The sequence below is a fragment of the Kocuria palustris genome (genome assembly GCF_007666205.1).
Lineage (GTDB): Bacteria > Actinomycetota > Actinomycetes > Actinomycetales > Micrococcaceae > Kocuria > Kocuria palustris_A.
In genome coordinates this window covers 1-11420 of the sequence record NZ_VDOR01000024.1, presented here as the reverse complement: position 1 = coordinate 11420, position 11420 = coordinate 1, and the positions used below count along the sequence as shown (strand labels likewise).

Annotated in this window: 8 protein-coding genes and 1 tRNA gene; 6 read left to right on the top strand and 3 right to left on the bottom strand. The window is 72.5% G+C overall.

What is annotated here, in order from left to right; all coding sequences use genetic code 11:
* The first annotated feature begins 71 nt into the window (after positions 1 to 71).
* Entirely contained in the window at positions 72 to 740 is a 669-nt protein-coding gene (locus tag FSY66_RS12125; protein WP_260853680.1) for a transglycosylase SLT domain-containing protein, read from the top strand.
* A gap of 94 nt (positions 741 to 834) precedes the next feature.
* Here FSY66_RS12125 and FSY66_RS12120 read toward each other — a convergent pair whose 3' ends face one another.
* Positions 835 to 5736: an NAD-glutamate dehydrogenase gene (locus FSY66_RS12120; protein ID WP_144795309.1), complete on the bottom strand. Its 4902-nt coding sequence runs from the start codon at positions 5734 to 5736 to the stop codon at positions 835 to 837.
* A 441-nt stretch (positions 5737 to 6177) separates the two neighbouring features.
* Here FSY66_RS12120 and FSY66_RS12115 point away from each other — a divergent pair, with 441 nt between their 5' ends.
* Positions 6178 to 7284: a glycerophosphodiester phosphodiesterase family protein gene (locus FSY66_RS12115; protein WP_144795307.1), complete on the top strand. Its 1107-nt coding sequence runs from the start codon at positions 6178 to 6180 to the stop codon at positions 7282 to 7284.
* A gap of 84 nt (positions 7285 to 7368) precedes the next feature.
* Here FSY66_RS12115 and FSY66_RS12110 read toward each other — a convergent pair whose 3' ends face one another.
* A complete protein-coding gene (locus tag FSY66_RS12110) occupies positions 7369 to 7890 on the bottom strand; it encodes a histidine phosphatase family protein (protein ID WP_144795305.1) in 522 nt (173 codons plus the stop codon).
* Between the two features lie 96 nt (positions 7891 to 7986).
* Between FSY66_RS12110 and FSY66_RS12105 the strand changes: the two genes are divergently transcribed.
* Positions 7987 to 9009, top strand: coding sequence for an aldo/keto reductase (locus tag FSY66_RS12105; RefSeq protein ID WP_260853679.1), 1023 nt, complete (start codon positions 7987 to 7989; stop codon positions 9007 to 9009).
* A 190-nt stretch (positions 9010 to 9199) separates the two neighbouring features.
* On the top strand, positions 9200 to 9775 hold the full coding sequence (locus FSY66_RS12100; RefSeq protein ID WP_144795303.1) for a DUF2617 family protein: 576 nt from the start codon (positions 9200 to 9202) through the stop codon (positions 9773 to 9775).
* A 58-nt stretch (positions 9776 to 9833) separates the two neighbouring features.
* On the opposite strand, the gene FSY66_RS12095 is transcribed toward FSY66_RS12100, so the two are convergent.
* Positions 9834 to 10334, bottom strand: coding sequence for an acyl-CoA thioesterase (locus FSY66_RS12095; protein WP_144795301.1), 501 nt, complete (start codon positions 10332 to 10334; stop codon positions 9834 to 9836).
* Positions 10335 to 10420: 86 nt separating this feature from the next.
* On the opposite strand from FSY66_RS12095, the gene FSY66_RS12090 reads away from it, so the two are divergent.
* Positions 10421 to 11083, top strand: coding sequence for a YdcF family protein (locus tag FSY66_RS12090; protein ID WP_186304565.1), 663 nt, complete (start codon positions 10421 to 10423; stop codon positions 11081 to 11083).
* Between the two features lie 91 nt (positions 11084 to 11174).
* Positions 11175 to 11261 (top strand) — tRNA-Leu (locus FSY66_RS12085).
* Positions 11262 to 11420: the final 159 nt, after the last annotated feature.

The window sequence follows — 11420 nt, the reverse complement described above, 5'->3', positions numbered from 1 at the left end:
TCATCCCCCGGCCTCACGCGTCCCGGCCCCTGCCAATAACGTCATGCCCTCTTACACCTAGGCTCGTCGTGATGCCGACCCCCCGCAAGCGCTCCCCCGCCGCGACCCCCCGTCGCCCGTCCTCGCCGTCCGCCCGGCGCGCTCCGCGCCGCCCGAAGCCCCGCGAGGGCAGTCGAGCCGCGGGCCGCTCGAGCACCCTGCTCGAGGCGTGGCCCGCCTGGGGCGCCCTGGGCCTGCTGGCCATCGGCACGGCCGGGACCATCGCCCTGAACTCGGATCCGGAATGTCCCGATCGCAGTCAGGCGATCCCCCAGGAGTGGGCCGACGACGTCGCCCGCTCCGCGGAGGTCTCCGGCCTGCCGCCCGAGCTGCTCGCAGCGCAGCTCGACGTCGAGAGCCGCTGGGACCCCGAGGCCGAGAGCCCCGTGGGAGCCCAGGGACTGGCCCAGTTCATGCCCGAGACCTGGGAGCTCTACGGCGAGGGCGAGCCCACCGACCCGGAGGCATCGATCCGCGCCCAGGGCTACTACCTGCGCGATCTGCGCGGCATGGTCGCCGAGCTCGACCCCGCGGATCAGCAGGAGGAGATCGACCTCGTGCTGGCCGCCTACAACGCCGGGCCCACCGTCGTGCTCGATGCCGGCGGCGTCCCCGAGTACCAGGAGACGCAGGGCTACGTCGAGCAGATCACCGAGCTGTCCGAGACCCGCTACGCGGACGTGTGCGAGCAGGAGGCCTGAGCCGCCGGCGCGACGACGGCGCCCCGCCCTCCTCCGAGCGAGGGGGGCGGGGCGCCGTCGTCGTCCCGTGCCGCCGGGGCGCAGGACCGCGGGCTCAGCCGCTGATGAGCGAGCGCATCGAGCGCAGCGCGACCGACAGGGCTGCCATGTCCGTGGCGGCATCGCCCGCCGAGCCGGACTCGATCTCCTGGAGCGTGCGGCCCACCCGCTCGAGCGACTGCCGGTGGGTCTCGGTCCAGGCGTCGATCCGCTCCTGCGCCGTCTGGCCCTCGGCCTTCAGCGCCAGGGCCGTCATGGACGTGAGGGTCGCGTAGACGTCCTCGCGCATGGACATGCGGGCCAGCACCTCCCAGCGCGACGTCTGCGGCAGATCCGAGATCCGGGTGAGCAGCGTCTGGATGCCGAAGCGCTCGAACAGGGCGAAGTACACCTGGCCCACGAGCTCGAGGTCCTCGCCCTCGGCCACGGTCTCGGCCAGCCGGACGATGTCGAGCAGCGAGTAGGAGTCGAGCAGGCGCGACCACGTGCGCGCCAGATCCTCCGGGACGTTCTCGTCGATCGCCTGCTGGTACAGGCGGTCGGCCGCGTCGGCGTCCTCGGTCGCCAGGAAGGCCAGCCCGCGCTCGCGCACCTCGCGGATCGGGGCGAAGGCCTCCACGATCTCCGCGACGGGCCGCTGCGACTGCCCGCGGCTGATGAGCCAGCGCACCGCGCGGTCCAGGAGGCGGCGGACGTCCTGGATCATCCGGACCCACTGCTCGGTCGAGATGCCGGCCGGCAGCTCGGCGATGGCGTCCATCAGCGGATCCAGCTCGAAGATCTCGACGGCCGCCAGGAACGCGGTCGCCAGCTCGCCGGGCTCGCAGGAGGTCTGCTCGAGCGCCCGGTAGGCGAAGGTCGAGCCGCCCATGTTGATCATGCGGTTGGCCACGACGGTGCCGACGATCTCCTCGCGCAGCGGGTGCGTCTGCAGGTCCTCGCCGAAGCGCTCGTCCATGGCCTGCGGGAAGTAGCGCCGCACGATCCGGTCCGTCCAGGGATCGTCGGCCAGCTCCGAGCGGGTCAGCTCGCCGGAGAGGTGGATCTTGGCGTAGGCCGTGAGCACGGAGAGCTCGGGCGAGGTCAGCGGCTCCTCGATCTCGGGATCCGCGGCCCGCGCCTCGAGCACCTCGTCGGAGGGCAGGTACTCGATCTCCCGGTCGAGGTCGGCGTGCTCCTCGAGCCAGTCCATGAGCCGGGTGTAGGTCAGGGCGTAGTCGCCGGCCTTCCAGCGGTCGACCGTCAGCGTGATGTTCTGCGCGACGTTCGTGCGCAGCACCAGGCCGGCGAGCTCCTCGGTCATCGACTCGATGAACCCGGCGCGCTCGCCCTCGTCCAGCCGACCCGCGGCGACCATGCGGTCGACGAGGATCTTGATGTTGACCTCGCGGTCGGAGGACTCCACGCCGCCCGAGTTGTCGATCGCGTCGGTGTTGACCAGGACGCCGTTCTGCGCGGCCTCGATGCGGCCCAGCTGGGTCGCGCCCAGGTTGCCGCCCTCGCCGATGACCTTGGCGCGGACCTGCCCGCCGTCGACGCGGATCGCGTCGTTGGCCTTGTCGCCGACGTCGGCGTTCGACTCGGACTCGGCCTTGAAGTAGGTGCCGATGCCGCCGTTGTAGAACAGGTCGACGGGCGCGGTGAGGATCGCGCGCATCAGCTCCGGAGGCGCCATCTCCGCGGCGCCCTCGGGCAGCCCGAGGACCTCGCGGACCCGGTCCGAGATCGGGATGGACTTGGCCGAGCGGGGGTGGACGCCGCCGCCCTCGGAGATCACGGAGGCGTCGTAGTCCTGCCACGACGAGCGCCCGAGCCCGAAGATCCGCTTGCGCTCGGCGAACGACGCCGCCGGGTCGGGGTCCGGGTCCAGGAAGATGTCGCGGTGGTCGAACGCGGCCACGAGCCGGATGTGCTCGGAGAGCAGCATCCCGTTGCCGAAGACGTCGCCGGACATGTCGCCCACGCCCACGACCGTGAAGTCCTGGGTCTGGGTGTCGTGGCCGAGCTCGAAGAAGTGGCGCTTGACCGACTCCCACGCGCCGCGGGCGGTGATGCCCATGGCCTTGTGGTCGTAGCCGACCGAGCCGCCGGAGGCGAAGGCGTCGCCGAGCCAGAAGCCGCGCTCCTTGCTGATGCCGTTGGCCGTGTCGGAGAACCGGGCCGTGCCCTTGTCCGCGGCGACCACCAGGTAGGAGTCGTCGCCGTCGCGGCGCACGACGCGATCGGGAGCCGCGGTGCGGTCCTCGCCGTCCTCGGCGGGGACCAGGTTGTCGGTGACGTCGAGCAGCGAGCCGATGAACTCCTTGTAGGCGTCCTCGCCCGCGGCGCCCCAGGCCTCGCGGTCCTGGGCGGGGTCCGGCAGCTGCTTGGGGAAGAAGCCGCCCTTGGCGCCGTCCGGGACGATCACCGAGTTCTTGACCATCTGGGCCTTCACGAGGCCGAGCACCTCGGTGCGGAAGTCCTCGCGGCGGTCCGACCAGCGCAGGCCGCCGCGCGAGACGGGGCCGAAGCGCAGGTGCGTGCCCTCGACGCGCGGGGACCACACCCAGATCTCGTGGCGCGGGCGCGGCAGCGGAGCCGCGGAGATGCGGCGCGGCTCGAGCTTGAGCGCGATCGCCGGGCGGTCCTCCTGGTAGGCATTCGTGCGCGCGGTCGCGGTGACGACCTCCACGAGGGTGCGCAGGAAGCGGTCCGCGTCCAGCGACGGGACCTCGTCCAGGGCGGCCTCGAGGCGCTCGAGCACCTCCTGGCGGGCGGCCTCGCGGGCGTCGTCGTCCGGCTGCCCGTCCTCGCCCCGGAAGCGGTCCGGGTCGAACGAGGTCTCGAAGAGCTCGACGATCCCGCGGGCCACCTCGGACTGCGCGAGCAGGGTCTCGGACATGAACTCGAACGAGTGCGGGACGCGCAGCTGCAGCAGGTACTTCACGTAGGCGCGCAGGACGGCGATCGAGCGCCAGTGCATGCGCTCCGAGAGCACGAGCCGGTCCAGGCTGTCGGACTCCGAGCGGCCCGAGATCACGGCGCACAGGACCTCCTCGATGAGGTCCTCGGTGCGGGCGTCGTCGGGGCCCACGGCGTCCACACCGGCGGGCAGCTCGACGCCGAAGTCGTAGAGCTGGAACTCGCGGCCGTCGCCGGTGCGGACCTGGTACGGCTTCTGGTCCAGGACCGTGAGCCCGAGGTTCTGCTCCATGGGCAGCATCTCGGTCAGCGTCAGGCTGCGGGTCAGGTAGACGTTGACCCGCGTCGGCTCGCCCTCGGCGCTCGGCGGCGCCACGCGGACCTCGGCGGGCAGCGCCTCGTCGCGGCCCCACAGCATCTCGCAGCGGCGCAGGTCCTCGATGGCCTCGTCGATCTCGTAGTGCGCGCGGTAGTCGGCGGGGAAGGCCTCGGCCCAGCGCGCGGCGTACTCGCGGGCGGTCTCGGAGTCGAAGACCTCCTCGATCTCCATGGACAGGGCCTCGGGCCAGGAGCGGGCGGCCTTGCGCACCCGCAGCTGCAGCTCGTCGTGGTCCACCGGCGGCGGGGTGTCCTGCGGAAGGCGCAGCCGGAAGAAGAGGCGGGCCAGGGTGGAGGTGGACAGCGAGACGTCGAAGTCGACGTCGACGGCCCCGTAGGCCTCGGTGAGGATCTCGGAGATCCGCTCGCGGACCTCGGTGTTGTAGCGGTCGCGCGGCAGGAACACGACGGCCGAGACGAAGCGGCCGAACAGGTCGGTGCGGGAGAACAGGCGGGTCACGCGGCGCTCGTCGAGCTCCAGCACCCCGCGAGCCGCCCGGGTGGCCTCCGCCACGGACATGTGCAGGAGCTCGTCGCGCGGGTACTCCTCCAGCACGGACTGCAGGTCGCGGTCCGAGTGGGAGTCGGGGCGGAAGCCGAAGGCCTCCGCGACGGCGCGGACCTTGTCGCGGACCCACGGGGTGTTGCGCGCCGAGGTCGAGTAGGCCTTGCGGGCGAACAGGCCCAGGATCAGGTACTCGCCGTCGACCTCGCCCTGGTCATCGAAGCGGCGCACGCCGATGTAGTCGAGGTAGTCGTTGCGATGCATCCCCGAACGGGTGTTCGCCTTGGTCACGAAGATCGCCTGGCGGTCCCGGGCGTGCTCGGCGGCCTGGACGGTGAGCCGGCGCGGGCGCCCGGCATCGTCCTCCGACTCGGCCAGGATGCCCAGCCCGCTGCCCGGCACGGAGGACAGGTAGAGGCCCTCCGAGTCCTCGCCGAGGTCGTACTCCTTGGTGCCCATGAGCACGAAGCGGCCGTCGAGCAGCCACGTCAGGAACTCCTGGCTGGGCTCGACGCCCTCGATCTGCCGGCGCAGCGGGGTCAGCGAGTCGTTGACGCTGCCGACCCACCGGACCATGTCGTCGTGATCCGTCTGGATCCGGGCGACGTCGGCCAGGACCGGACGCAGGCCGTCGCACAGCTGCCGGGCCGCGTCCTCGTCGAGGTGCTCCGCCAGCTCGATCTGGATCCAGGACTCCACGGCCGAGGACTCGCCGATGCCGCCCACGACGGGGATGGACTGGGTGTCGCCGCTGGAGACGGCCCGGACGTCCTCGAGCTCGCCCACGGAGCGCAGCTCGCCCTCGTGGTCGCGGGTGGCCCGCAGGATCGGGTGGACCACCAGGCGGGCGCCGCCCCAGTCGCGGGCGATCCTGGTGCTGAGGGTCGAGACCAGGTAGGGGACGTCGTCGGAGACGATCAGCAGGACGGTGCGCGAGCCCTCGTCCAGGGTGGTCAGCAGCAGCTCCCCCGGCTCGCGGTGCCGCGCCAGCTCGCGATGGCGCTGCGCGCGCTCGATCAGGACGTCCTCACCGCGCTTCTCGAGGTCCTGCGCCGGAGCGCCGCCGTAGTATGCCTGCAGCCAGGCCTCGGAGCCGAGCTGCGGCCGGGGCCGCTCTCCGGTCTCCTGCTGCGATGCGTTCGAGGGATCGGGACGGTCCTGGGACTCTGCCACTGGGGGATCACACCTTTGTGAAGTCGTGAGCTGGTCTGCCGCTTCCGGCGGTCGGTCCGGCCACCCTATCCCGCAGGATCACGGCCCGAACAGAGGCCGGCGGGGCCTGCGGTCCGCAGTCCCAGACGGCCGGGAGGACGGCTCCCGCGCCCCGGGCCCGCACGATGTGCGCAGCCCGCTCGACAACCCGGGAGATCCTCTGCCCGGCTCGGCATCGCCCCAGGCCAGAGGGCATGCCCATGAATGCGCGGGTGTTCAGGTCCTCGCCACCCCCCGGTCCCCCAGGCATCTCCCAGGGGCCACCCGGAGATCAGGACCGGTCCCTAGGGTCATCAGCGCCTCCCCCGGCGCACCGGCCGCTGCCCCGCCGGGCGCCGGCGGGGGCGGCATCCCCTGCCCCGCGCAGTCCTCTCCCACCGCCTCCCGGAAAGGCCCTCTCCCATGACCACGAAGCTCGCCCTGCGCACCGCCGCCGTCGGCGCCGCGCTGGCCGTCGCCGCCTCCTCCGTCCCGGCCGCCGTGGCCGCTCCCGCGCCGGCGGCCCCGGCCGAGCGCGCCTCCCAGGCCGAGGCCTTCGACCTGCAGTCCCACCGGGGCGGGCGCGCCGAGTGGACCGAGTCCTCGCTCACCGCCTTCTCCGAGTCCCTCGAGCTCGGCGTGACCACCCTGGAGCTGGACACGCACCTCACCGAGGACGACGTCGTCATGGTGTGGCACGACGACACGATCCAGGCCGAGAAGTGCCGCGACACCGCCCCGGCGACCCCGGGCGACCCCGAGTTCCCCTACGTGGGCGACCGCTTCCGCGACCTGACCTACGCGCAGATCCAGACCCTGGACTGCGGCTACCAGCAGCTGCCGGGCTACCCGCTGCAGGACGTCGTCGAGGGCAACCGGATGGCGACCCTCCAGGAGGTCTTCGAGCTCGCCGAGCGGCACGGCGCCCAGGACGGCATCCGCTGGAACATCGAGACGAAGGTCGAGGACCCGGCCGACGCCCCCGAGCGCGAGGCCCTGGTCGAGGGCGTCATGCGGACCATCGACGAGCACGGCTGGGCCGAGCGCACGGCCGTGCAGTCCTTCGACTGGGATGCCCTGGACCAGGCCCGGGAGATCGACCCGGACATGACGCTCGTGGCGCTGGCGGAGGCCGAGAACCCGGCCGGCGCCGGCATCGACCCGCAGGACGCGGCCGATCGCGGCTACGACGTGTGGTCCCCGACCCACGCCCTGCTGACCGAGCAGAACATCGCCGAGGCCCACGAGCTCGGTCTCACCGTGATCCCGTGGACCGTGAACAGCCGCGCGGACATGGAGCGGCTCATGGACTGGGGCGTCGACGGCATCATCACCGACTACCCCTCCGTCCTGCGCGAGGCCATGGCCGATCGCGGCTGGGACCTGCCGCGGCCCTACCCCCTCGAGGACCAGGGGCGGTTCGGCCGCGGCGAGGCGGCCCGGGCCGAGCGCGAGCACACGGGCCCGGCCCGCTCCGTCGAGGACGTGCGGGAGCGCTCCGAGACCGCTCGCGAGCGCTACATGCGCTGACCGGGTCGTCGGCCCCCCGCCCCCGGCCTCTCGGCCGCACCGGCGCCGGCCGCCCCCGCGAGAGGCGGCCGGCGCCGGCCCGGCTCAGCCCAGCCACTCCTCCTGGAGCTGCAGGACCTGGGTGTTGATGATCCGCGGGTGCGCGCTGCCCATCCAGTGGCTGAGCACGACGCGGATCAGCGACCCGTGGGAGACCATCAGGACGTCGCGGTCCGGGTGATCGGCGGAGATCTGCGCGACGGCGCGGATCGCGCGGGCGATCAGCTCGTCCTCCGGCTCGGCCGGGATCATCAGGGCGCCGTACTCCTGGGCGGTGAGGCCCTCGTTGGACTTCCCCTCGGTGGAGCCGAACGATCGTTCGATGAGCTCGTCGTAGACGCCCCCGAACTCGACGCCCAGGGTCTGCGCCACGATCCGGCCGGTCTCGCGGGCCCGCGACAGCGGCGAGGTGACCACGAGGTCCCAGGTCTCGCCCTCGTCGATCATGCGCTGGGCCGCCTCGCGCGCCTGCTGCCGCCCCGTCTCGTTGAGGGGGACGTCCGTGCGCCCCTGGAAGCGCATGGCCCGATTCCAGTCGGTCTCGCCGTGGCGCATGAACGCGAGCATGAGCCCTCCTGATCCGGCCCTGCCCGGGCCTCGATGTGCAGCGGGAAGCGCACGGCGCAGTCGCATGCCGGGGGCGCGCCGGGACAGACTGGGGCCATGAGCGATTCAGCCCCCAGTGTCCCCCAGGCCTCCGACACCCGCGATGACGCGGGCCTCACCCGGCTGATCTACGGCGCGATGCCCCTGGGCGGAGCCTGGGATGCCGACGTCCCCCTGACCGACGACCAGCTCGAGAAGGGGTTCCGGGCCCTGGACGCCGCCGCCGAGGCCGGCTTCCGCGATCTGGACCTGGCCGACATCTACGCGGCCGGGAAGTCGGAGACGGTCGTCGGTCGCTGGCTCGAGCAGGATCCGCGGCGCCGGGAGCGGATGCGCGTGCAGACGAAGGCGGGCATCCGCCTGCCCGGCAGCACGGTGGGACCGCAGGAGCCGAAGCACTACCGGCTCGACGCCCGCACCGTCCGGGAGTCCCTCGAGGGCTCGCTGTCGCGGCTCGGGGTGGAGGCCGTGGAGCGGTTCTTCGTGCATCGCTGGGACCCGCTGGCCGATCTCACGCAGCTGGGCGCCGCCCTGGATGCGATCGTCGACGAGGGGCTGGCCCGGCGTGTGGCCGTGTCCAACCTGCCGTGGGGGCGCCTCGAGATGCTCCAGCAGGCCATGAGCCACCCGCTGTCGGCGGCGCAGGTCCAGCTCAGCCTGGATCACCGGGATCTGATCGAGCGTCAGATCCTCTGGAACCACCCGGAGGGGCGCACCGTCGATCCCGACGGCACCTTCCTGGAGCGCTGCGCCCGCGCCGGCCTGGAGATCCAGGCCTGGGGCTCGCTCGCACAGGGCATCTACACCGGCGCCCCGGCCCCGGACTCGACCGACGAGACCCGGAGCCTCGGACCCACCACAGCGCTGGTCCGCCGGTTCGCCGAGGAGATGGGCTGCTCCGGGGAGGCCGTCGTCCTGGCCTGGCTGATGCGCCTGCCCCAGGGCATCCGTCCCGTCATCGGCACGACCGACCCCGAGCGCATCCGCGCCTGCGCGGAGGCCGACGACGCGGTGGCGAAGATGACGCACGAGCGCTGGTACGAGCTCTGGAGCACCACCAGGGGCCGCGACGTCCCGTAAGCCCAGGTCGCATCGGGCCTCCGCCGCCCTCGTGGGGCGCCCGGGGGACATCCACCGACCGCCCGGGCCGTTGAATCCTCATCTTGGCTTGCCAGACGGGATTCGCCCCGGTAATTTGCGATCGACATACCGACGGGCGACTCCGCCCAGGCCTCCCACCTGGTCGCCGGCCGGCGTGGGGAGGAGCATCATGAGGATCACCGACGACGAGGCGGCCCCGCAGCCGCACGCCCCCGAGCTCGCGGTCGTGCCCGAGACGCCGACCCTGCTGCATCGCGTGCCCCGTCTGCCGGCGATGGCCGTGCACATCGAGCGGCTGCCGCACCTGGCGGACGCGTCGGTCGAGCTGCGGCTGCTGGGCGGCGGGCACCAGGTCGCGGTGCGCATCGGCGACGACGAGTGGATCGAGACCCTGGCCGAGATCCCGGGGTGCATCCCGCACCTGCCCGTCGAATCCCGGCTCGACGCGCCCGTCCCCGGCGGCGGCCCCTACGAGATCCGCTGCACGATCACCGAGCACTCCGCGCGCGGGCTGGCCAAGCAGCGCGACCGCTGCGATCGCCAGGCGCAGGACGCGCAGGCCGCCTTGCGGCTGCGGGGCGCCGACGGCGCGGCGGCCATCGTGTGCCTCTACACCCCCGCGGAGGGCCACGACGCCCTGCAGTGGCGCACGTGGCGCACGCACCCCGCCAGCGGCCGTCTGCTGCAGACGGTCAGCTCGCTCCGCCTTCCCGCGGCCGGGATCCAGCACCGGCGCGCCGGCTGAGCCGGCGGCCCCGCCGTGGTCCGTCCGCCGGGGCGACGACGGCGGGGCCGCCCGCCCCTCAGCCGAACAGCGGCTCGCCCGTGTACGGCGTCAGCACCTCGCGCTGGGCGGGCTGCAGGCGCAGGACGGTCCGGCTCTGCGGGTCGTAGAACGCGAGCTGCGTGTGGGCCCGCACGCAGCTCTCGCCGGTCTCCGGGTCCGCGATCTCGATCCCCAGGATCAGCGCGGCCCCGGCGGCGCGGACGACGCGAACGCGGGTGGGGGCCGGGACATTGCGGTACTCGAGCGGCCGCACGTACTTCACGCGGTGCTCGACCACGAGGGCCTGAGCGCCCTCCGGGAGCGTGTCGAACAGCGGCACCTGCGCCGGGACCGTCTGATGCCCCGTCCCCACGGGTACGCCGAAGGCCGCGATGCGCGCCTCCTCGAGCATCCGCACGACCTCCACGTTGTTGACGTGGCCGTAGGCGTCCATATCGCCCCAGCGCATGGGGATCCGGACGACGACCCCCGGGCCGTCCTCCGCCGGTGCGGTCGCTGCAGATGTGTGCTCGGACATGTTGCGGGATCCTTCCTGGTGGGGGCCCCAGAATAGAGGCCGCGGCACGACGGGCCGCACCCATGCAGAGGAGAGCGGCACCCACCATGAGCACGACGCCACCAGACCGCCCCGGATCAGCGCGCGCCCGGGCGTGGCCGCGCCGGCTCGCGGCCATCGGCGGGGTCGTCGCCGCGCTGTTCGCGATCTGGCTGATCGTGTGCACGACCGTGCTGCTCGATCCCGAGGTCACCGAGGATCCGCACCCCGCCGATGCGGTCTTCATCCTGGGCCCCTCCGATCAGACGCGGGTGGACCATGCCCGCGATCTGATGGACCAGGGGCTCGCGCCCACCGTCGTCTACGCCACGCCCCAGGGGGACTTCGGCGACGGCTCCGAGGCCACGACCGACGAGATCCACAAGCCCCAGTGCGAGATGCGGGACTACGACTACGAGGTCATCTGCTTCGAGCCGGACCCCTCCACCACGCAGGGCGAGGCCATCAAGATGCGGGACCTGGCGGCCGAGCGCGGCTGGGACGACATCATCGTGATCACCATGCGCCCCCACGTGCCCCGCGCGCAGCTGATCGTGGAGCGCTGCTACGACGGGGCGACCCAGTGGTCCCCGATCGACTACGTCGATTCCTACTGGCAGCACCCGTGGATGACGTTCAAGGCCTACGTCTACCAGTCCGCCGGCTTCCTGAAGGCCTGGGTCACCCCCGGGTGCGAGACCCAGCTGCCGGGGGAGCCCAAGTCGCTCTGAACCGCCCTCCGGCCCGGATTGGCGCGGGGCGGCCGACTCGGGTACGCTGTCCGTCGTTGCCCGCAGGGATGCGACTCCCTGCGAACCACGAGCGCGAGTGGCGGAATTGGCAGACGCGCACGGTTCAGGTCCGTGTGCCCGAGAGGGCGTGGGGGTTCAAGTCCCCCCTCGCGCACCAGGGGTGTTTCACGAAAGTGGGACACTTGGTTTCACGAAACTCCCATCCGACGTCATGTCGGGTGGGAGTTTCTTGTTTCAGGCCCCGATACCGGGGCTAGGTGTAAGAGGGCATGACGTTATTGGCAGGGGCCGGGACGCGTGAGGCCGGGGGATGATC